This is a genomic window from Psychrobacter sp. TB67, from assembly GCF_000511065.1.
Lineage (GTDB): Bacteria > Pseudomonadota > Gammaproteobacteria > Pseudomonadales > Moraxellaceae > Psychrobacter > Psychrobacter okhotskensis.
Map to the genome: position 1 here is coordinate 1 of NZ_AYYA01000048.1, position 22,688 is coordinate 22,688.

At 42.3% G+C, this 22,688-nt stretch carries 17 protein-coding genes; 5 read left to right on the forward strand and 12 right to left on the reverse strand.

The annotated features are described in order from the left end of the window. From W293_RS0107410 to W293_RS0107460, 11 genes are all read right to left on the reverse strand, one after another. The coding region (locus tag W293_RS0107410; protein ID WP_025651827.1) for a type VI secretion system Vgr family protein at window positions 1–1,871 on the reverse strand (1,871 nt) is incomplete at its 3' end. A gap of 106 nt (window positions 1,872–1,977) precedes the next feature. Then, window positions 1,978–3,132 carry a type VI secretion system protein TssA gene (gene tssA, locus W293_RS0107415; protein WP_025651828.1) on the reverse strand — a complete coding sequence of 385 codons (1,155 nt, stop codon included), beginning with the start codon at window positions 3,130–3,132 and terminating at the stop codon, window positions 1,978–1,980. Continuing rightward, the gene (gene tssH, locus W293_RS0107420) at window positions 3,132–6,065 is read right to left on the reverse strand and encodes a type VI secretion system ATPase TssH (RefSeq protein ID WP_025651829.1); all 2,934 of its coding nucleotides are present in this window, start codon (window positions 6,063–6,065) and stop codon (window positions 3,132–3,134) included. Before tssH ends, tssA begins: the two co-directional genes overlap by 1 nt. 243 nt (window positions 6,066–6,308) lie before the next feature. Continuing rightward, entirely contained in the window at window positions 6,309–7,334 is a 1,026-nt protein-coding gene (tssG, locus tag W293_RS0107425) for a type VI secretion system baseplate subunit TssG (RefSeq protein WP_025651830.1), read from the reverse strand. Further along, window positions 7,298–9,121 carry a type VI secretion system baseplate subunit TssF gene (gene tssF, locus W293_RS0107430; protein ID WP_025651831.1) on the reverse strand — a complete coding sequence of 608 codons (1,824 nt, stop codon included), beginning with the start codon at window positions 9,119–9,121 and terminating at the stop codon, window positions 7,298–7,300. The genes tssG and tssF overlap by 37 nt, the downstream gene beginning before the upstream one ends. A gap of 54 nt (window positions 9,122–9,175) precedes the next feature. Next, window positions 9,176–9,667 carry a type VI secretion system baseplate subunit TssE gene (gene tssE / locus W293_RS16230; RefSeq protein WP_051395138.1) on the reverse strand — a complete coding sequence of 164 codons (492 nt, stop codon included), beginning with the start codon at window positions 9,665–9,667 and terminating at the stop codon, window positions 9,176–9,178. Between the two features lie 103 nt (window positions 9,668–9,770). Then, complete coding sequence (locus W293_RS0107440; protein WP_025651832.1) at window positions 9,771–10,274, reverse strand: Hcp family type VI secretion system effector; 504 nt, start codon at window positions 10,272–10,274, stop codon at window positions 9,771–9,773. A 51-nt stretch (window positions 10,275–10,325) separates the two neighbouring features. Beyond that, a complete protein-coding gene (tssC, locus tag W293_RS0107445; RefSeq protein WP_025651833.1) occupies window positions 10,326–11,816 on the reverse strand; it encodes a type VI secretion system contractile sheath large subunit in 1,491 nt (496 codons plus the stop codon). Between the two features lie 3 nt (window positions 11,817–11,819). After that, window positions 11,820–12,332, reverse strand: coding sequence for a type VI secretion system contractile sheath small subunit (tssB, locus tag W293_RS0107450; RefSeq protein WP_025651834.1), 513 nt, complete (start codon window positions 12,330–12,332; stop codon window positions 11,820–11,822). A 27-nt stretch (window positions 12,333–12,359) separates the two neighbouring features. Then, window positions 12,360–13,022: a hypothetical protein gene (locus W293_RS0107455; protein WP_156915646.1), complete on the reverse strand. Its 663-nt coding sequence runs from the start codon at window positions 13,020–13,022 to the stop codon at window positions 12,360–12,362. A 144-nt stretch (window positions 13,023–13,166) separates the two neighbouring features. Continuing rightward, window positions 13,167–13,637 (reverse strand): hypothetical protein, encoded by a 471-nt coding sequence (locus W293_RS0107460; protein ID WP_025651836.1) that lies wholly within the window; start codon window positions 13,635–13,637, stop codon window positions 13,167–13,169. Window positions 13,638–13,864: 227 nt separating this feature from the next. Between W293_RS0107460 and W293_RS0107465 the strand changes: the two genes are divergently transcribed. The 5 genes from W293_RS0107465 to W293_RS0107485 are packed head-to-tail and all read left to right on the forward strand — an operon-like array spanning window position 13,865 to window position 21,971. Beyond that, window positions 13,865–16,816 carry a contractile injection system protein, VgrG/Pvc8 family gene (locus W293_RS0107465; protein ID WP_025651837.1) on the forward strand — a complete coding sequence of 984 codons (2,952 nt, stop codon included), beginning with the start codon at window positions 13,865–13,867 and terminating at the stop codon, window positions 16,814–16,816. Between the two features lie 33 nt (window positions 16,817–16,849). After that, window positions 16,850–17,581: a hypothetical protein gene (locus W293_RS0107470; protein WP_025651838.1), complete on the forward strand. Its 732-nt coding sequence runs from the start codon at window positions 16,850–16,852 to the stop codon at window positions 17,579–17,581. Between the two features lie 15 nt (window positions 17,582–17,596). Beyond that, the gene (locus W293_RS0107475) at window positions 17,597–20,347 is read left to right on the forward strand and encodes a hypothetical protein (RefSeq protein ID WP_025651839.1); all 2,751 of its coding nucleotides are present in this window, start codon (window positions 17,597–17,599) and stop codon (window positions 20,345–20,347) included. Between the two features lies 1 nt (window position 20,348). Next, complete coding sequence (locus W293_RS0107480) at window positions 20,349–20,996, forward strand: hypothetical protein (RefSeq protein WP_025651840.1); 648 nt, start codon at window positions 20,349–20,351, stop codon at window positions 20,994–20,996. Then, entirely contained in the window at window positions 20,997–21,971 is a 975-nt protein-coding gene (locus W293_RS0107485; RefSeq protein ID WP_025651841.1) for a GerMN domain-containing protein, read from the forward strand. Window positions 21,972–21,992: 21 nt separating this feature from the next. Here the strand turns inward: W293_RS0107485 and W293_RS16235 are convergent. After that, the coding region (locus W293_RS16235; RefSeq protein ID WP_037025835.1) for an IS30 family transposase at window positions 21,993–22,688 on the reverse strand (696 nt) is incomplete at its 5' end.

Genomic DNA, 22,688 nt, shown 5'->3' on the forward strand with positions numbered 1-22,688 from the left:
CCAATAGTCAGGCTGGACTGAAAGCTTGAGCTATAGAGATTGATTTGCGGACTGTCAGGATGAGCGTCAAACATGAGCTGGTTGTAGCCATTGATCAGGCTGTCTTTGCTGGCCTCTCCTGTACGACTAGAGTCTATACTTTGAGTCTTGATGCCGTCGATGGGATGAGCGTGGCTTTGGTTGATAAACCAAGCAGGACTGGTGGCATCAAGGCTATCTGAGTCACTGGCGATGCTATTATGCTGGGCGTTATCGTTGCCTTGGCCGTTGTGGGTGCTGCCAATAATGATGGGATGGATGATGTCACCATCGATGAAGTCGATCAGGACGTGTTGCCCATGACGCAGGGGATGGGTTTGTCCCATGTGGTCGGCGACTAAGTGACTGGCAATGGGTACCCAGTGGGCGTCATCACTACTGCTGTCGCTATTTTGTTCGCCCCCTTGTTCATTCTGCCAATGATAATGGATATGAGCGCGATGATTACGGTCATGAGTAATAGCACTGCTATCGGTGTCAATAATACTGGCACTCATGAGACCCGTCAGACTCGGATGCGGTTGTCCAAGTGTAGCAAGCTGTTCCCCATAAGGAATATGGTAATGGTGCGGAAACGGTAGATAGCAAGCGCTGATATGATGGACGTTGTCATCGTTGTCGTCATCATTATCATAGTTGGTATTTGGCTGTAAGGTAATGGGGTCAAAGGATGCTGCCCCCAGCCAATCTGCCGGAATATGGTTATTAATGTGCTGATGAATAGACACCAGACTGATGGGATCGGTTAAATAAGGGTTGCCGTCAATATGATGCACGCTGGGTAGTTGTAGGTGACGGATATTGCCGGTTAAGCTGCCTAGATTGGCACACTGCTGCGCGTTCTGCTGGTAGCGGGTGGCAAGCTTATCGAGACTGTCATCATCAAAACGGCTATGACTATGTAAAAAGCGCTGATGCGTGCTGTTTGATGAATCGATCGGTTGCTCGCTACTGCTACTGCCGGTATAGGTACTCATCAAGCGACTGTCATAACGATGTAGGTCGCTTTGCTGAGTATGCTGCGCAATACGCGGACGAATGGCAGTAATGCGGTCTTGTCTATCAGCAAGGTTGGCAGGGTTTTGACTGAGGATGCTTTGGATATCATTGGTATCAGGGCGCAGTATTTCGCCATCACTAGGTAACAAGACTAGAGTGTGCTTGTCGCTCTCATGACGGTAATAGCCTGTGACGCCATAGAGAGCAAGGTATTGGGTTAGATAAGCCAGATCGGTTTGGTTGTATTGGACGCTATGCTGTATATGGTAATCGCTGGCGCTACTTAAGCGCTCGTCAATCTCAACGTTCATATCGTACGAGCTTATGATTTGAGTGATGAGCTCACTGAGACTGAGATGGTGGTGACGGCGGTTATGACTGTTTAGGCGTAGTTGGCTAAGAGCAGGTTCGCAGATGATGCGGTAAGCGGCCATGCCGCTGTTGCTACCAAGGGCGATGACTTCGGTGATGATGCCGTGGCGAATTTGGCTGGATAGCATTGTATCGCCAGTATTCCATTGTATCGCCAGGCTTTGGCCTATCCAGTCTTTGGTATCCAGTCCTGCTTGTGGATGCAGTAAGGTGATGCTAATACGATAACCACAATAGAGGGCAAGCTGGCGCTGCTGATAGGACTGCTGACGTTGGTCTTGATGATACGGACTTGGATAAGCATTAGGCGCTGGCATAAGAGCGGGCTTACTCCAAACACTGTCGGGCAATGGCATGCCGAGCAAGCTCTCAACCAAGTCAGCCTGTTGAATGAGGCTGGTGGCAATATCAGGATGGGCACTACTCAGTTGCACATGCCGCTTTGTTTGAGTCCATACCATGACAAGCCCTTCTCTATCAGTCCAAAGGTGGAAAGTTTAATATTACAAAATCACAAATAGTGTATAAATTGCCCGTTAACCAAGTATTCATTTGTCGTTGATTCAATTAATAGCCATCGTCAGATGAATCACGCTTGGGTTGAATGCCAATCATGTCAGACAGTGTCGCCAGCTGGTCTTCGTTTTTGATGATATGAGTCAGCCATTGGTCGAGCGGCATATCCGCCCAATCAATCGCCCGACCGAGTAAAAACGTCACCGGACTGTGGGGCTCATTGGTCGCAAAGTAGTCTTGAATTTGACCCAGCAACTTAAGCGCTTGCTGACGATTGCTTTGATGATCACGGTTGCTAGGATTAAAACTGGTTGAGCTAATATTTTTTGCGCTAGCTGATTGTCCACTACTATCCGACATCACACTGTCACTATCACCCATGCTGTCCATAATATCGGCTACGCTATCTTGAGCAGAATTACTATTATCATCAGAATACTCTGGTATCAATGGACGCAAATGTTGGGTCAGAGCAACCAGTAAGTCCGTGACTGGTGCGAATACTGGTGCATCCATACCCATCAGATTATTGAGCTGGTCGGTCAGTGTTTGCCACTGCTCAGTAACTTTATTAAGATTGCTCATCAGTGCTTGTTGCCATGCCTCATTACTGGTTTTTATAGCGTGGTTATAATCACTTAGTGTTAATTGATTGGACGTTTCGCTATCGGGGTTTTGCTGACGCTGCTTATCATGATCGCGCGCGGTTAGATAGTAGTTATAATTGTAATTTCCTGCTTTACTATCAGCGAGCGATAGCTGTTTGATATCATCAGTGAGCGCCTTGACGAACCATGACAGTAGCCCTGCCCTGATATCCATGCTGTCTTCTTCACCATCTAATGGTGGATACATGGTGAGCCAATATTCGTCATTAAATGCTTGCAGTACGCTCAATCCATGACTGATGCCTGCTAGATGATTGGTATGACTCAGTGCATCGACGTACCACAGTGCCAGCTTCATATCTTTACTGGTATGGCTGAGCAAATCGGCACATTGGTTTTTGACAAAGTCCCAATCGGCCACTTTTAGTTCAGTAACCCAATTGCCTTGTGCCAGTAACGGATCGTCTTCTTGACGAGCGGCCACAATGGCATCGATACGTGGATCAAAGATGAGATCTTCTCCCACCCCATGATGGCTGCCATCGATAGGCGCGATAAGGGTGTCAATATCGGTCAGTAAGGAATTGCCCATATTCATTATAATAAATCCTTCTTAACAGATTTTTTACTGATGGTTTTTTTCACTGATGGCTTTTTTACGGCAGGCTTTTTGGCTGAAAGGGGTTTGCTTGGCGTTTCCTTAACTTGATCCTCAACTTGATTTTCAGTTTCATCTTCGCTGTGTTGCGCCATTTGATTGAGCGCCACAACGGCATCAGTATCCAGACGGTAGGCAAAATTATCATCCGCATCGACGAATACTGTAATCTTCTTTAACACACTCTGACTGTCATCATGAGCCAGCAGTTGACCCGCCAGCTGCGGTAGCAAGGTATGACTGATAATCGCATCGGCATTACGTGCACCAGAATCGACCTCGTGACAACGCGATAAAATAAGCTCGATCACCTCATCGTCAATAACACAAGGCACATCATAATTGTCACGAATACGGCCAGTAATTTTATCCAACTTAAGACGAATAATTTCTGCCAGCGCGTTATCCGTTAACGGATAATAAGGTATCACTGTTAGACGACCCAAAAACGCGGGTTTAAAGGCTTTGTACAGATGCGGATTAATAGCCTGTTTTAAGCTATCACTGTCTGGCAGGCTAAAGTCCGTAACACTCGGATCAGTATTGATACACGCCTGCATAATCTGCGATGAGCCAATATTACTGGTCAATAAAATAAGGGTGTTTTTAAAATCAATTAAACGCCCTTCGCTGTCTTCCATGACCCCTTTATCAAAGACCTGATAAAATAAATCCAATACGTCTGGATGGGCTTTTTCGACTTCATCGAGTAGCAATACACTATAAGGGCGACGGCGGACCGCTTCCGTCAATACTCCGCCTTCACCATAGCCAACATAACCTGGCGGCGAGCCTTTTAATGAAGCAACGCTATGGGCTTCTTGATACTCTGATAGGTTAATCGTAATAAGGTTACGCTCACCACCATATAATATCTCGGATAGCGCCAACGCCGTTTCCGTCTTACCCACACCACTTGGCCCTACTAACATAAAGACACCTTGTGGACGGTTAGGATCATCTAGGCGGGCTTTGGCGGTATGAATGCGCTTGACGATAGCGGCCACAGAATGATCTTGGCCAATGACACGCGCTTGCAAGGTATCAGCCAAACTTAAGATATGATCTTTTTCATTCCCCGCCATATCGTTGAGTGGAATCCCTGTCCAATCTGAGATAATCTGCTTAATAACCTGACGATCTAATACAGGATGAATAAGGCGCTGCGTTTCTTGTACTTGTTTTAACGATTGCTCAATACTTTGATACTCAGCTTGTTTGTCTAAGCGCGCTTTTGCACTAAGGCTATCAGCGCCACCTGCCTTGCCACTCAGTTGTTTATTAAGCGCATCAAGCTGGTTGTTAAGCTCGCGCTGTTCGTGCCAGCGACTGGTCATATCAGCAATGCTTTGTTGATTCGACTGACGCTGCTCATCGAGTACCGCTATTTTTTGGCTGACTTTCTCTTTTTCATCCACACCGCCGATACGCTCAAGTTGTTGACTGAGATTATTAATATGCTGTTCTAATTGCACACCTTTGGCTTTTAATCTGTCGAGCTGATTGGGTATGGCAGTCTTGGATAAGCTCACCCGTGCCGCCGCCGTGTCTAACACACTGACCGCTTTATCAGGCAGCTGCCTATCGCTGATATAACGTGCAGATAGCTCAACCGCCGCTTGTAGCGCATCGTCGTCTATTAATATGCCAAAATGATCTTGCATCTTGGCACTCAACCCACGAATCATGGCTACTGCTGTCTTGATATCAGGCTCATCGACTTTAACCACCTGAAAGCGACGTGACAATGCTGCATCTTTTTCGAAGTATTTCTTATATTCTGACCACGTCGTCGCCGCAATAGTCCTAAGCTCACCACGTGCTAGCGCAGGCTTGAGTAAATTAGCCGCATCGTTTTGACCCGCTTGCCCACCAGCACCGATCAAAGTATGCGCTTCATCAATGAATAATATAATAGGCTGTAGCGAGGCTTGTACTTCTTCAATGACTTGCTTAAGACGGTTCTCAAACTCCCCTTTGACGCTTGCCCCTGCTTGCAATAGCCCCATATCGAGACTGCGTATCGTCACGTCTTTGAGCTGGTCAGGTACTTGACCTACAACTATCTTTTGCGCCAGTCCCTCAACCACTGCAGTTTTACCGACACCTGCCTCTCCAGTCAAAATAGGATTGTTCTGACGACGACGAATCAAAATATCGATCAGTTGATGAATCTCAAATTCACGCCCTATCACTGGATCTATTTGCTCTGCACTGGCTTTAGCAGTCAAATCATAAGTATATTTATCCAACGCAGGGGTTGGCTTAGCTTCAGTTTGCTTAGTGTCTAAAGATTCTTGATTGTTAGTATCATCGTCTGCACTATTCGCACCATCATCAGCACCCTTATTGACGCCTTTATTACTGCTTGATCCACTGCCCTCAGTACTGCCAAGGCACTGGCGCTCATAATCATCTTTGAGCGTGAAGCGATCAATATACTGTAGCTGTTCAGGAAGGGTTTTGAGTAGCGACTGATAACGCTCATATGCCAATAGCACGAGCAATATATGACCAGAGCGGATCTCTAAGGCGTTATTATTATCAATACTCTGACCATGTTGGCTGCTTGCCAGCTCCCATGCATCCTCTAACAACGCCATCAAATCCTGACTAAAAACAGGGGTCGAGCCTGTTGCTTGACCAAAGGTATTAAGCAAATCGGTTATGTCAGCTAGCAATGACTGCTGATTAATTTTATTCACTTTGAGTATCTGAGCCACATCATTGTGCGGCGTGGCAATCAGTTCATGTAGCAGATGAACCGTATCAACTTCGCGATGCCCGTTATTGATACAAAGCCTAGCTGCCTGCTGCAAACACTGTCGACAGCTTGGGCTTAAGCGGGTAATTACAGCTTTTAACTGGCTCATAAATCTTTTCCTTTAGCATTCTTATTAGACTTAATACCAAACCCAAAAAGTAAGATTAGCTGTGTCAAACTCGCTTAGCCTACAAGTCGTAGTACTTTCACTCGTTTTCCTTGCCACTCTAATTTTTGTGAATGGTATAACATTATTTTTATTAAACTGGTTTATTAAACGGATGCATCAAAATTAGAGTGACTATTGAGCGTTATTAGTAAACAAGCAATTTATCTATTAGCAATAAAAGCTTTACTGAATAGGCAACGCATAGCGGGTGTCATCATGATGCTGAGTCGCAGGCTTCGATACCAAAAAGCCGCCGCGTCCTAAACCACCAAAGCCATCCTCAGATAACGACAAAGGGCTAATATATTGCTTATCTAATTCCAGCTGCATCTCGACCGCCAAGCTCACACCGCACCATTTACGAATAAAATCGATAATGAGGCGATACATATCCCCTGCAGGCAACAGTCTTAAATAGCGTTTGGCATCCAACTGATGAAAGACGATTCTAATTTTGCTATCGAACTGTACAGCCCGTGCGCCACAAAACGCTGACACCCCAAGTGCCGCATGCTGACCACCGAGTGCGGTCTGCTCGCTAGCGGGCAGATCAAACCACTCAGGCACGAACTGCTGAACGCTGACCGTACTATCTAAAAAATGTGACAATACATGCGCCAATTGGTCAGCGGTCAGACGTCCTGGAGCAATCATGCCAGCATAGGCAATCAAGCTATCGATTGCCGTTAGCTTCTTTGGCTGCCGTGCCAGTGCTCGCAAGCTCAGTAGGTAGCTGTCTTTTTTATGGTTTAATTCATACTGTAATGGCAGGTTATAAAACCAGCTGGCTTGTACATATAAATCCGTCAAACGATGATTAAACAAGTCTAAAAATGCCGGTGCGGCTTTATCTTTTGCATGGTGTACTCGCGAGGCCAAATGATCGGTATACATCGCTGGCAAGGCCGATAATGGGCCAGTCAATCCAATAACCGCTGGGTAAACCTCTAATTGCCTCACCTTCATTTCACTGGTATTTATTACAGTAGCATTGTCGTTCATGTTGTCTTCGGCAATGAGCGCCATCGACTCGATTTCGGCTTGCGGATAGGCCAATGACAAGGAAGCACGATAACGCACCTCGATAGGTGCATGCCCCATACTGGCTTCATGACGAACCAAACGTAATGCCTGCAATAGCTCGTAGGCTTGCGGCTTGGCAGTCAAATCCGTTAAATAAGAGGACTGAGACCGCTGCGTGGCTGACATCTATATATCTCCTCTTTAGTAACGGCATCACTGATGGCAACTTCAACGAAGCTATTTAAGCTGGCGTGATAGCCAAAAACATGGGCCAATAAATAGGCAAACTGACGGATACTGACCCCAGCAAAACTCTTTTGGTTAATATGTATGTCGATCACCGTACCACGTACAAAACCAGGCTGCGGCAAGCGCTGAATCCGCTGAGCTTTGATACTGGTGGTGACAGAGACGATGCCTTCTACCAGCAGTTTATTCGAGGCAGATTGAGTAATATCATATAGCGACAGATACTCTTTCATCAGCTCAGCATCTTGGGCGGCAAGTGATAAAAAGTTCAAACTGATCAGCGATATTAAGCGCCAACGCTCCTCACCGGTGTATTCAAAACGTGCCGTTCTGGTAGGCTGCTTTAATAATGACAGACTACTAAAGCCCGTCATTCCCTCACTAAACAAATCACCTCGGCTTTGACCGAATACCACTTGCGCGGGTAAGTCTCTATTGGTGCATAGCAAAGCGGCACTTATGCTGACCGCACCTGATACATCCTCACGCTGCTTTTCTACAAACATAATCTGATATTCGAAGCCCTGCTTAAATTCAGCCATATCTTTATCACGTTTGATATGATAATAACGACCGTCATCTTGCTGCTCATAGTGATTGAGCGCATAAAATGGATGATACTCACGTTGTATCAAACGATTATTACTTTGCTTGGACTCTATGACTTTATTGACCTCATAAATCTCATGCTGAAAGAGCGCACGAGTATCAGGTACCAAATCATAATAAATAGAGCGATGAGTGACTTGAATGGGCTTGGCGGCGGCCTTGAATAGATTTATGACTGGCGTACAGAATAACTTGATACTACTGCTACTCAACTGCTGCAAGTTTTTTAGGCGAATGGTGTTCTTTTTATCAAACTTAAAATAACAGCGAATCTCAAAACCACTGCTATCTATCTTTAAATTTGGACAAGTACGACCAAGATTGAGACGTAGAAAGTTAAATTTTTCTGGAAAGTAAAAATACTCTTTTAATAAAGCAGAGGCAGCATTACTCACGCGGTGACTCGGTAGAAGTTGCTGCTCAGGATCGAAGCCTATAACCTCAAATGGACTGCCTGTCACCTTGTTGACTTGCTGACCTTGGATGTGGGTCTGCTTGACATCACAGCACAAGATATCCCAGAGGCTGGTGCCTTGACTAGCATCCTCATCTATATATAAATCTAACGAATGATTGAATAAAGCCTGATAGTCAAAGCTCGGATTAAGACCTTTGAATTTAATGTTAATGCAGCCGTTAAGCAGTCCATGCTGATTATCGTACACTTCTTGGCGCGTTTCAAAATCGACGCTATCTATCTGTAGCGGTAATAACGTGACGTCTTGGGTTGATTGAAATTGACAAGCCGTGCCATTAATTTTTTGGGTGGTAAAACCATGACCCTTATTGATTAAAGTAGCCTCACTCATCGCATTGCCCTGCACCCCCAGATTAAACTGAGCGATGGACACCGAAGGAAAAGGCTTAAGATAATCGGGATAGACCACTTCAAGTAGAGAATCGGTAAAGTCTGCGTATGAGTCATCAAGCTTTTTATTGATGCGGGCACTAATCAGTGAAAAAGCCTGAATAAGGCGCTCAATATGCGGATCATCTACCGTATCGTGACCCATCAATAACCGATTGGCAATTTTGGGATACTTTTTGGCAAATTCTTTTGATTGTTTATTAAACAAACTAAGCTCATGCTCAAAATAAGGAAGTAGACTGTCCATGATGCCTCAATATATTTATCACTGCTAACTCTGCCGATTTAGCCATGTTGTCGATTATTTTACTAGGTAACGTTGTGAGCTTGGCTCAAAGAACGCATCAAAGCTCACCAACTCTTGGGCAGGATAAACTTTGAGCAAAGCCTCGATAGAAAAACACAGCTGATTGACATCTACCGCGCCAATATCTAGCGATACTCTGACATTCTGCAGACGACTGTCTTGCTGCTCGACCGTCTGCGCGATTTGTCGGCAGATATAATCACAGTCTGCAGGATTGGCACTACTTAGTCCTACAAAGTCCAATATGCCAAAATTCAGTATCGATGAACGTACATGCTGGTAACTTTCTAAGCGCTCTGATATCACGCAACGTGTGTTTAATAGCGCCTCTAAATCTTGCGCTACTGAAGACTTTAACTCATCGATATTAAGCCTGCGAACCACAAGCTCATGTGCTAGATGACGAGGGGCATCATCAAATAATTGCTCAAATAAATTTGGTCGAAATCCGACTTCCTTATTTGAAGCTTTGGCAGCATAGTTCATTGTTGATCGCATTCCTGTCTTATAAAACGGAAAAGAGAAAGGTCCAAATGTAAACCTTTCTCTTTTATCGTAACGTACTCATTATTTTTTATACTACCCAGACTTAAGCGGTATAAGTAGCAGTGTTGTTGGCTAGTGACCATTTCTTCGTCACAGCACCTTTGGCAGTACCATCGATATCTTGCTGGGTGTAAGTCCACTCAACTGCCGCATACTTGATACCAACTTTTTCAATTGGCACGCCTTCTGAGCGTACCGTTGGTTCAACGCTAGCAATGAGCGCATGCTTAAGTTTCACTTCAAGATATTTAACACGTTTGTCACCATTGGCACGATAAAAATCGATTTGAATTTCATCAAAAGTATAGCCAGCTGAACACGCTTCCCATAGCTTGGGACTGGTCGAGTCCAAATCTTTCATAAAGGTCATATCGGCATGTTCACAGCGCTCAGAGGTGTGACCACCAACGCTACTTGCTGTCGCTGATTTTGGCTGACGGATCAGGTGATCCCATGTATTTACTTCAAGCCAACCTTTATGCTCGCTATCACGAGACTCACCGTCAATTTTGTATTTACCACGGAACTGAATATAAATATCTTTCATATCACACACCTTTTAAAAAATTAAAGTTTAACGTTGGGTTTTAATAAACGATCAGCTGTTGCTAGACTGCGGCAGTTGAGTGACCAGACGCAAAGAAACAGACAATTCGTCAAGCTGAAAGTGTGGTCTCAAAAAGACCACGGACTTGTAGACACCAGGTTTGCCTGGCACTTCTACAACTTGTACAGAAGCTTCGCGCAGTGGGTACTGGGCTTTGGCTTCTTGTGAGGCTCCGTCGTCTAGCAAAACATAACGCGAAATCCAGTCATTCAAAAATGATTCGACATTGCCAGGCGCTAAAAAACTACCAACCTTGTCGCGCATCATTGCTTTTAGGTAATGAGCAATGCGTGATACTGCCATGATGTATTGCAGCTGAGTGGATAGCACCGCATTGGCATTGGCATCATCGTTTTGATACGTTTTGGCTTTTTGTACCGACTGCGCCCCAAAAAAGGCGGCATAGTTGGTATTTTTGCAATGCACTAATGGAATGAAACCCAAGTCACTTAACTCTTTCTCACGGCGATCGGTAATAGATATCTCAGTTGGGCATTTAAGCGCCAAGTCCCCTTCATCAGTCTTAAAGGTATGGACAGGTAAACCTTCTACCAAACCACCACCCTCAACACCGCGAATAGCTGCACACCAACGATAATCAGAAAAGGCTGAGGTCAATCGCGAAGCAAAAGCATAAGCGGCATTCACCCATAGATAATCATTGTGATCATTACCAGAGACTTCTTCAGTGAAGTTAAAGCCCTCTACCACTGTGCCATCTTTAGGATCATAAGGCAGACGACCTAAAAAACTAGGTACTGTCAGCGCCACATAGCGAGCATCCTCTGACTGTCTAAAGGCGCGCCAGCGTATGTATTCAGCCGTTTCGAATATCTTTGATAAATCGCGTGGGCGGCCAATATCAGTAAAGGAATCGAGTCCGAACATCTCAGCAGAAGCCGCCGACACAAACGGTGCATGGGAAGCAGCAGCAACATGAGACAACTGCTCAAGCAGATACATATCAGAGTTTTGGCGAGTAAATTCAAAATCGCCAACGATAGCGGCATAAGGTTCACCACCGAAGCTACCGAACTCTTCTTCGTATATTTTCTTAAACAGCGTGCTTTGATCAAAATCAATTGACGATTGAAAATCTTTAGTCAGTTCGCGCTTCGTAGTATTCATCATACGAATCTTTAGCATGGATTCCGACGGAGTCTGGCTACATAAATAATGCAACCCACGCCAGCTGGACTCTAGCTTTTGAAACTCAGGCGCGTGCATGACGGTGGTCAGCTGCTTGGAGATCAACGCGTCAATTTGGGCAATACGCGCGTCAATCGATGCGGCTAAATTGTCTGATAATGTCACCGTGCCTTGCATGACTTCATTGGCCAGCTCTGCAATTTGCGACTTCGCGCGATTTTTTTCGTCATCGGACTTGGCAACATTACTTTTATTGACGATTTCTTCGAGTAAGTCGTAACTGTCATTATTTAACGCATCAGGTGCTAGATTTTGCTGGGCTTGAGCACTCATCGTTTAATCCTCACCGTCGGTTTGATTTTGTTCTGCCATTTTTTTGACTTGCTCAGTGTTCTTAAGCACGTCATCTAATAGGTCTTCAAGTTTTTCGTTGGCCGATATTTTGTTGCGTAAATCTGCCAAGCGATCTCGTGCTTGTACCAGTTGCTTTAATGGCTCAATTTGATCAGCAACCGCTTCAGGGCGAAAATCGTTGATACTATTGAATGCCAAATCAACTGCGAACTCGCCGCCTTTATCACTCAAGTCATTGCTTACTCGGAACGTCGCACGCGGTTCTAGACCTGACATCACCTCATCAAAGGTATCCAAATCTACTTCGACAAACTTTTTGTCTTTAAAGCGCGGTTGCTCAAGAGTAGAATCTCCTGAAAACTCTCCCAACACCCCAACGACAAACGGAATTTCTTTCGTTTCGATCGCATCGCCCACTTCAACGTCATAAGTCAAATGCACCCGAGGCGCACGTACTTTTGCCAGTTTCTTTTGTACACTGTCTTGCTTTGCCATAATAAGTTACCTCAGCAGTTTCTGGTTTCAACGTAATATACTGAATGGATCAGTAGATTTGGTGTTGCTACTTCTAGGGGATGATGGTTTAGCCGGTCTCTGAACAGGCTTCGCTTTTGGCACTGGACGTGACTTTTGTTTCACTGCTGCTTTTCTTTTAACAGGGGCGGCTGGTCTTTTGACGGCTGCGCGGCGCTTCGCGTTGGACACGCTTTTGCTTCTAGTCGATCGAGCCTTCACCACAGGCGCAGGTGGTTTTGGCAAAGACTCATCATAGTTAAAACCGTAGACTTCACCATATATCTTGCTAAGCGCGTGCTGATACTCAGTTAAAAATGCCGTATCCATATCATCCGTCAAGTAATCTGACTGTAATTGGCTCTGTGAGACAAGAGCACTGCTATTTATAAGGATGCTTTTGAGCGTGGTGGTGCTTTGACCTAAATCAATTGCTTCGCTCGCTGCGTAGACAGCATAAGCATGATAGCCATTGTTGGCGTAAATCTGAGCCAACAGCTCCCAAGCCAAAGAATCCTTCGGATTACGAGTTAGCCTCTGATTTAAGTCGGCAATCAATTGATGCAACTGCGGTGATTTTGCATCCGCATTTTTAAGGGCAGCATATTGGTTGATGATGCTTGACCCTGGATCTTGCTCTTGTATCGAAAGCTCACTATGAGCTGTACCCATAACCGATCCCATAATAAGTAGACCGGTCAAGATCGTCTTAGGTATTTTATTAGTGACTTTGATAGCGTTTTTAATACTTATCATCGTAAATCGGTGCTCGCTATTATTAATATGAGATGTATGCATCTGTTGACTCGATAATGGTTAATCAGCCGTACTAACCAAGGTCGTCATATTGGTTAAAGTGTCTTTGAATCTCGCTTTATCATTATCGTTCATCACCGCATTGTCACTATAAGCGTCAATATTACTCTCCGTTACTTTGACCGCAGAGAGCATAGCAAGTTGACGCGCTCCTACCAGCTGATCATCGAGACTCAATGCTTCGGTTGCCGCTCTTAATGAACGGGCGTACTTTTTTGATTGATAATTGCTTTGAGCAATGGTCAGCCATTGCTGGGCTGTCACTGCACGTCCATCATCGACTTTCATGGCATCAGAAAGATAAGAGGGTGAAGGCTCATCCAACTGCTTAGCCACTGTTGGCTTAGAAACCGTTAAGGGCTGTGTGTTTTTCTTCGCGGCGCCACCGCACGCTGTCAGTAACACACTGGCACTGAAAATCACAGATAGCAGACCTACCCCTTTCAGCTTAGTACAATCAATAGAGTTCATAAGCAAATCATCATCATTAAAACAAAAAGAATAAGAGAAAGTATGACGTTATAATAGAATATATTTAGAACTAAAGTTCTTTAATGAAAAACTTGTTGCAAATCGATTATACAGATACTTGACAATATTTCAATAAACTCTATACTTTTCTTAGTATATATTTTAGCAGTGCTTACTTTTAAGCGACCGACTGTACCCTTAAATCTGCAGTCACGGGAACCTCCCTTATGCCTTCGCAAACCGCTCGTCTACACCAAATTACCGTTGATACCAATAATACACCCATTACTACCTTATATCCTGTTGCGTTCTCTTGGTCAAGCGCCATTGATAAAGTAGCTACTAGTCAGCTGTTGTTCTACTCACATGCTTTTATAGATTCAAACTCTTGTTTATCTTTGATAAATACATTTGTCTGCTTAAATACCCTTTCAGTTTCCCGTGAACCCAGTCATCGCACTGGGCTTATTAAAGCCGTCAACTACCAGCAGTCAGATGGCGCACTGCATTTTTACACGTTAGACATTGTCAGCCCCGATTGGCAATTAACCCAGTGCATTCATACCCGCAGTTTCATCAATCAATCTACGCTCGACATCGTCACTACCCTCTTTGCCGACTATGAGTTTGATTGGCAGTTATCTGAGACTTTGCAGGCATCAGAGCGCCTGTCTTTTCAGCTTCCTATGCGCACCCAGTCGGATGTCAGTGATTGGGAGTTTATAACCGGGCTACTTGCTGATAGTGGTGTCAGTACCCTATGGATATCGGGTGATTCATTAGATAATTTAGGGTATCTGATGCTACTAAGCAGTTTTGATGAGACAGAGTTACTACCATTAGACTATCGTTATGCCCAGTCTTCTATCCAGTCAGGACAAGATACGGTTAATGAGCTACAAATGAGCACGCAGCAACTGGGTAGTCAGACGGTGATAGTAAGAGCAGATGGCTTAAGCGCGGATACCATTTATGAAGGCCAAGCCGCTGATGAGTCAGCACTAGCAATAGACGACACGACTGTGCTTTTAGGCGCGCCTTCACGCGTCGATAGCGATAGCGCAGCGACGGTGTTGGCACAGCAATGGGTGAATGCCAATCGCTGTCAGCGTGAACATTACCAAGCGACTGGTGCGATGCGAGGCATGGTGGTCGGTAGTCCTGTGAGTATTCATAATTTACCTACTATCGGTCGTTTGACTAGCTACTGTATCAGTACGCAGATGGTTGGGATTGAGCCGGACAGCGACAGCGTGTCTTATCATCATCAAGTATTTATCAAAGCGTGGTTACAACGTACGACGCAACAGAGCGGGATATCCCTCCCCGATCATGGCTTTGATATCGCCCGCGATACTGGGGTTTGGGTATCAGCGACTCTATTAGAATCTTCAATTACCTACTGTCCTTATCCAAGTAAACTCTCCTTTGTCAGCAGTACTTATCAAGGTCTCGCCCAAGCGCGTACTGGTGACACCAGTTTATCAGCCTCCCCCAGTTATGACTCTAGTGTCACCGATGACAACCTACAGCAAACCATCACCACTCCCGTCTACTCAGGCATCAGCCCTCACGACGACGGCACTACCCCGCCCCTACGCGCATTGCAACTGTCATCCGGTAGCACGCATGGTTGGCAGTTTGCGCCAAGGCTTGGACAGTCGGTACTGCTTAATTACTGGTATGGCGATATCGACAGTCCGGTGATTAGCAGATCACTGTTCGACGGTATCGGTATGGGTGATGTGAATGAGAAAGACATTACCACTCGTGACGCTGGATTATCTAATAGACATAACTTACAAGGCGGCGCGTCCCCTAGATGGCATGGTGGTGGCCTCGGACATTCGCAAATTAGTGAAGATGATGGGCACAGTGGTTGGATCTCTGGTATTGCTCAATATGGGCTGACGTCTGATTCTGAAGTGACCCTAAGTTTCGATGACACGCCTAATAAAGTCGGTCTCCAGTGGACGGTGAATACGGGCAGCAAAGCCAATGCTGAGACGCCGACCATCACTTCTAGCGCCACCTTTACCTCTGATGAGCATGTGCTTGAGCTTGGCGTGCTACGTCATCGCTTTAGTAATCATCAATCATCAGATAGTGGACAAGGTATTAATCTAGCAACCGACCATGGACTACAGATCATTGGCGATACCGGTGTCCTACTCTCCACTTTCGGTATCAGACATAGTCAAAGCGAGCACGAGTCCGCTTGGGTCAATGATGCAGGACAACGCCAGTTAACAATGGGCACTGCGCTGAGTGAAACCTTTAAAGAGGCCAAGCAGGCACATTTGCAATCCACGGCAGCCATGCAGACCGCGAATCAATCGATAGAAGCGTTTAAAACCAGCGCACAAATCATCGATGAGACGCTAGATACCGAAGTACTTGGCGCAGCGGATGTACTGCTAGTAAGCAAAGATAGTATCCTCGCATCGAGTAGCAATACGCTGTGGACAGCGAAAACAATAGTCATACAGTCAGGCGCTACCCAGTCGGATGTGGTGGCAGGCAATTATACGCTGACGGCAAATACGATTGACTCGCTCTCTGGGGTTGGTGGTCAAGCGGATCAGTCAGGGCTACATATCAGTGCCAACACTAAACCTGTAGCGATACAAGCCCAAGGCGGTGAGCTGCAATTGCACAGCCAGCAAGGTATGAGGGTTGGTAGTGAGTCAGGACAGGTGAATGTGTCGAGCCCTAAGCGGATTAAGCTGCAAACCTCAGCAGGAGCATCCATTACGATAGATGATAGCGGTATTAAGCTGGTGTGTCCGGGGACGATTAAAGTTCATGCGGTGAAGAAGAGTTTGGTAGGCGGAGGTAAAGTTAACGCGCCAGTGATTTCCTTAGTTAAGTCTGGGTTATTCAGTAAAGCTTTTGATTTAAAAAAACTTATTCCTCAAGATTTAATTGACCAAGGTATTAGCTATAAGCTTATTAATCATACAAGAGGTACAGAAATCGAAGGGAAGCTTGATGAAGAGGGTCAGACTTTAAGAATGTTTGGAAATAAAGCTGAGAAGGTTGAGTTAGAGCTTATTGGTAACGTGAACCATAAAGGAGAAATTAAAGCGACTGACATATCAGATCAAATAAAGTGCAGTAACACTTCTTTAGAAGATTTGTTTTTAGATGATGACAATGTCGATAGCTGTGGCTGTTAAACCTCTTAATAGAGCAAATTGATAGGATAACCTATGTACTTATTTAATAATAAAAATCTATACTTGTTTTTCATACCCCTCTTCACGACACCATTCGTCAGTGTAGCTCAAACCACAAACGAAGAAGATTATCAAAGCTATATAGATAGCATACCACGCGTTCAGCTCAAAATAATCGCTCCTTCACAAGATGAAGAGAACGAACCTTCAGAGCAAGCATATATCTCAGATTCTTTAAGCTATACAGATAAGCTTAATATCAAGCTGGCATTGGATAATGTTCCTTTTCGATATTTAACCTACGAATACGGCAGTGGAAAATTTACCACCTATCCATTTGAGCTAGTTAATGAAGTATTACCAACGATAGAGGGTAGTAACCCTGATTATGATAAAAGATACGATAAAGCCTTTCAAAAAATGATTTTTGAACTTGTTAGTCCTATTGATTTGGCTTACAAAGAGCTTTATGCAATGGGAACACAACGAGAAGGTCTGTACATACAAGATATAAATACTAATAAAAAGTATGTGTTCAACAAGATCTGCTTTGATAGTAAATGTGCTATAGGTCAAGTGTTCTATATTTTTGACCCCGAAAACTATGAAATGACAGGTATGCTCTATGACGGTTGTTTGTTTGTTAAAAATAATATGACAGGTAATGATCAACGTACTAAAGAGCTATTACAAAAATATGTCGATGCACAAAACCCTCTAGATTATAGCTATGCTCCTAATGCTTGTAAAAACGCTCGTCGATAGTAAAGGAAAAATAATATGGGCTCACTAATAAAGCCAGTTAAAGGAGTTACTTATACTCCTAATAGGATAGGATATATTGGAGCTGTTTCTAGACAGGAGTCAACATCTGATTTACGTTATTCTTATACCTATACTGGAGATAACAAAGAAGGCATTAAAGTTGATAATCCAACCGCTGTTAGCATATTAAATCCTTGGAATTATGTGGGGCTGTTTCAGTTTTCTGAAGTAGCATTACAGGATGTAGGTTGTTATCGCTTTGATGGAACTAAAAATTTAAAAACTCAAGATTGGGGAGGGACTGGGAACTATTGGACTGGTAAATTTGGTGCTACTTCACTTAACGTCTTTAAAAGCAGCGGTACTATCCAGATGAAAGCAATCCAATATTGGATTGATCGCTTATGTGGCTATATGAGGAATATAAATGCAAATGAATTTTATGGTAAGACTATTACAGAAGCCAAAAATCTTGCTTCTTTTGAAGTGACAGAATCGGGAGTCATTGCAGCTAGACATTTAAAAGGTGATGATGCAGTAATAGATTTTTTAAAATCGAATGGAAAAATTAATGATGTAGATGGCAACGGCACTAGTGTTGGTAAGTATATGAGTCTATTTGCTCATTATAACCTTCAAACTTGTTGTAAACGAAAAGTATACGTGAAAATTGTAGATGCTAAAAAAGTTGGCATTCCTAACAAAGAAGTTGAAATCAGCTCTGAATTTAAGGGTACATTTAATTTGGGTAAAATAGTAGTTACTCATAAAACAGACAAAGATGGTAATTTACCCATAATAGTCAGACATCCAGAAGCAAAAATTCAGTTAAAAATAGATGCCAATCTTGTTGAAACAATAATTCAAAAAGCAGATCAGCTACAAGGTTATGAGATATTATATCTAGGTGAAAGCAAGTATTCTTCCAAACTATCAAAACATGAAAAATTACAAACTACTAAAGAAAGTAAAGATACCGATAGCAGTACCAATAGCGTTGAACCAATTGGATCAAATCAACACAGTGAAGGTAGCGATAATAATGAGAAAATTGATGAAGTCACTTTCAACATACAACTGGTAGAAGCAGACACAGGCAAGCCTTTACCAAACACAACCTATTACCTTGACTACAAAAACAATATCAAACCCCATAAAACGAATAACTCAGGTATCGACTCAGGTATAAAAGCAGATGTCAGCCAATCTATTGGCGTCTATCTTGATGACGACGATGAAAAGAAACAATCTATTTACAGCATGGCATTTCCTGTTACTGGAGACTTAAATGGACAAACCAAAGTTTTAAAAGTTCCTGTCGTTACGCTGCAATTGAAATTTGTTGATAAGAGTAAAAAACCTATCCCTAATTATCAATTTAAAACTGTTTATCGTGGTCAGACCTCTGAAACTAAAAAAGCAAATGTTAGAGGTATAGCCATTATAAAAGCACTTGCTGGGCAGCATTTAAAACTTATCGACGGGGAAGAAAGAGCAACAACAACAGCTATAGTTACATATGGTTCAAAATCATGGACTATAACAATTGATAAGAATATTTCGAAAGAAGACGTCAGCAAAGTATCAAAGAGTAAAGAAAAGACAATTCCTGAAACCTCTTCAGTTGTTCAAGAGAGTAAATCAACAGAAAAAGAAAACGCAACTCAGACTAAGATTGAAAAGCCAAAGGTCAAAGAAGTTGAGAAAAAGACTAAAGATGGTCCAACTCTTGAAGTGGAATCTGACCAAACAGAAATAACAATAAAGTTCATTGATGAAAAAAATAACAAACCTCTATCTGGATTGAGCTATATAACTAAATCTACTAAATATGGTAAGAATTCTTCGATAACAGGTAGTGACGGTACTAGAGGTAGACCACACGAATCATTGGTTGGCGTTGAGATAACGGTGATAGTCAGTGAGGACGGTAAAGAGGTTAAAAAAGGTAGCTTCATTGTAAATAATGATAGAGATAAGGTCTACATTTATAAGGCTAAGAAGCCTGAATTCGAAAAAGGTATAATTACTTACAATATCTATGAAGATCATCAAATTATTAAGTACATTCCTAAAAACATATCTTCAAGTAATAAACAAAAATATAAGTATATATATTACGAAAAAAATGGTAAAAAACATAATATTTGTACTGTTAATTGGAATACTACCAAAGAAAAGAGTAAAGGAGAAAAACGTAGTAGTAAACCAACTCATGCATCTATTTTGTATGATAAAAAAGTTAATCAAGGTCAGACGTCTAGACGAGTTAAATATGAAAATGGCGATATCGCAGAGTACGGAATTAACAATGGTGAATATTTTTGGAGGCTATTCAAGGCTTTATCTGGAGATATTACTTTAGTTAGGATGCCTGACTCATTGAAGTATAATAATAGTAATGTAAAAATATCATACACATTTTCAAATACTCAGAGAAGATATACTAGTCCAGGTCATTTAGCATGTTTTATCGGTGCATTAGCTACTACTGGTTTAGCGATACAATCTACAGGTAGTTGTTTTGAAGAAGGAACTGGTTTTCCAAGTACTTCACATAATAACGGTAGAAGTGTAGATACCATTTATTTAACGAATCAAAACAATGAACAAAAATATATTACAGCAATGAAAAATTTTGGTTGCCATACACAGTATAGGGGGCGTAGCAAGCCTAAATATGAATGGACTACACCAGCAGCCTATCATGATAGCCATTTGCATTCAATGTTCGATGAAAAGCGCGTAAAAATAATCAGAGAATAATATGTTTAAATATAGCTTAATATTTGTAATGGTCATACTTTGCTCCTGTAGTGTAGATACAAGTGAAACAAAAACTTCGGCTCCTTTAAATGAAACATTATCTAAAGAACTTAGTTCTACAGATTTACACTCTACAGGTATAGGTATCAAACAAATTTCTGATAAAGAATTTATACATCTACTAGAAAAATCATGTTCGGCTGAAAATCTTTCTTACCCCGAAAAATGCTTATACTACGACAAAGTTAGTAATTATAGTTTTGATAGTATAAACCTTGATAGGTTCTCAGATACTAAAAGTAAAGTCATATTGGATACTAGACTGCTCTTAGGGTCAAAGAATGATGATGGTGATTACACTACTAAGACACTTAAATTAAGTACAAATATTGACGGGTTAGAAATTGACTCTATAAATATTTATGAATATGAATTTAATGAATATTCGTATAATGAACGTATTTTTTATATGAATCAGGATTTTGAATTATGGATTCTTAATTCAATTATGTTTGAAGGTGTCTTATATGTCGTATCTTGGGAAAAATATAATATCAATCCCAAAACTGGGAAAATATCAATTGACTCTACAGTACATTATACTTCAATTCACGAATCAGAATCAATTTACAAAGGGTTGATAATGTAAGTGATCAGAATAAATGAGCCTTTCCTAAGGAACAATGATGTTTCTCTATATAAAAAAATATTTATCACAACAGTCATATTATTAATAACTGGCTGCAGAAATCCAGCAAATTCAGAAGCATCTATCAATCGAGAATCCAATAGTGTTCAATATAATATTACCTTAAACTGTGATGATTTCGAACTTAATAATGATCAACTCTTATTATGTGACTACTGGAAGAATTTTAATGAGTTTGACAGTATCATAAACTTAAAAAACCTTAAAGAATATAACGGCACTATTAATAATATTCGTGATTTTTCTCCTATTGATTTTGCATTTACAGCTTCCACTAAAATTACATACAAAGATAAGGTATATGAAGCGAATATCTATCCTAATTCTAGAATTGAATTAATTGATAAAAATCATAATAATTTAAACTTGATATGTCAAAGTGATGCTTGTTCATCCTATTTTCTATGGCCGTTCGTGGATGAATATATAGCTGCTACAGAACCTCATCTTGCTAATGAACCTGATACTCTCATCGAAAAAATATATACCAAAAACTATAAAAGCTATCTTAATAAAATGAGCAAGCAGTCAATTAAAGATAAACTAGCGGTCAAAGTATACTTTATAAACCCAAATATAGATGACTATGTCTATGTTATTCGACATGTAGATAAAGATTCACCACTAAAGAACACTATTCAAGAATACTTGAACGGTTTAACACCAGAAGAGAAAAAACTAGGGTTTGAGTCTAGTAATTTCGGCAATGAAAATTTTACAGTGAAAATTGAGAACCACATCGCTAAGATTCATTTTACTGCTAGTGACTTAACTAAAGATTTGAGATCGCCACAGCAAGTGATCGATTTTACAATGGCTATCACTTTAACAGCCGAGCAATTTGATGCTGTTAATGATGCACAGATTTGCGTCAATAATACTTATAATTACGAAATAACTTTTCTTATTACTTAGATTAACACACCAAGTGCAACGCTAATTAATATTATAGAACGCCTGCATAGGCGTTTTAAACCCTAAGCGTTTTCTTGGTCTGTTATTTAGTTTGTTCTCAATGTCCTGCATCTCATCATCAGAGACTTGTCTAAAGTCACAGCCTTTAGGCAGATACTCTCTGATCAAGCCGTTGGTATTTTCGTTGGTTCCTCGCTGCCATGACGCATAAGCATCGGCAAAGAAGAAAGAGCTAAAGAGCTTTTGTTTCACCTTTTTATGCTGAGCAAACTCTTTACCATTGTCAGAGGTAATGGTCTTAACCTGCAACCTCACTGGCTTTAAGAGCTCTATCATTGCCTCTGATACTTGCTGTGCCGTTTTATTATCCACACGTTTCATCTTCAGCAGCCCTGTTTTACGTTCAACGAGCGTGACAATCGCTTGCTTGTGATGCTGACCGATAATGGTATCCGCCTCCCAGTCGCCAATCCGCGTGCGCGCATCAACGATGGAGGGGCGCTCATGGATAGAGACTCTGTCATTAATACGACCACGAGTCTCAGCAGTTAAACGCTGCCGATAAGGCTTGGCTTTACGTCTGAGACACTGCCATAACCTGCCGCCCTTACGCTTGTTTGTCCATATATAGCGATAAATGCTCATATGACTGAGTCCACCATGAACACCTGCTATTTGCTGGGGACTCCAGTTCTCTTTAAGCTTGTCTGTGACCCA

Excerpts from the sequence above, each read along its gene's own strand:
- tssF (WP_025651831.1), bottom strand. The coding sequence starts at position 9,121 with ATGGACAGTCTACTTCCTTATTTTGAGCATGAGCTTAGTTTGTTTAAT.
- W293_RS0107460 (WP_025651836.1), bottom strand. The coding sequence starts at position 13,637 with ATGAACTCTATTGATTGTACTAAGCTGAAAGGGGTAGGTCTGCTATCT.
- tssC (WP_025651833.1), bottom strand. The coding sequence starts at position 11,816 with ATGAGTGCTCAAGCCCAGCAAAATCTAGCACCTGATGCGTTAAATAAT.
- W293_RS0107475 (WP_025651839.1), top strand. The coding sequence starts at position 17,597 with ATGGGCTCACTAATAAAGCCAGTTAAAGGAGTTACTTATACTCCTAAT.
- tssE (WP_051395138.1), bottom strand. The coding sequence starts at position 9,667 with ATGAACTATGCTGCCAAAGCTTCAAATAAGGAAGTCGGATTTCGACCA.
- tssB (WP_025651834.1), bottom strand. The coding sequence starts at position 12,332 with ATGGCAAAGCAAGACAGTGTACAAAAGAAACTGGCAAAAGTACGTGCG.
- W293_RS0107440 (WP_025651832.1), bottom strand. The coding sequence starts at position 10,274 with ATGAAAGATATTTATATTCAGTTCCGTGGTAAATACAAAATTGACGGT.
- tssG (WP_025651830.1), bottom strand. The coding sequence starts at position 7,334 with ATGTCAGCCACGCAGCGGTCTCAGTCCTCTTATTTAACGGATTTGACT.
- tssH (WP_025651829.1), bottom strand. The coding sequence starts at position 6,065 with ATGAGCCAGTTAAAAGCTGTAATTACCCGCTTAAGCCCAAGCTGTCGA.
- W293_RS0107470 (WP_025651838.1), top strand. The coding sequence starts at position 16,850 with ATGTACTTATTTAATAATAAAAATCTATACTTGTTTTTCATACCCCTC.
- W293_RS0107455 (WP_156915646.1), bottom strand. The coding sequence starts at position 13,022 with ATGGGTACAGCTCATAGTGAGCTTTCGATACAAGAGCAAGATCCAGGG.
- W293_RS0107480 (WP_025651840.1), top strand. The coding sequence starts at position 20,349 with ATGTTTAAATATAGCTTAATATTTGTAATGGTCATACTTTGCTCCTGT.
- tssA (WP_025651828.1), bottom strand. The coding sequence starts at position 3,132 with ATGAATATGGGCAATTCCTTACTGACCGATATTGACACCCTTATCGCG.
- W293_RS0107465 (WP_025651837.1), top strand. The coding sequence starts at position 13,865 with ATGCCTTCGCAAACCGCTCGTCTACACCAAATTACCGTTGATACCAAT.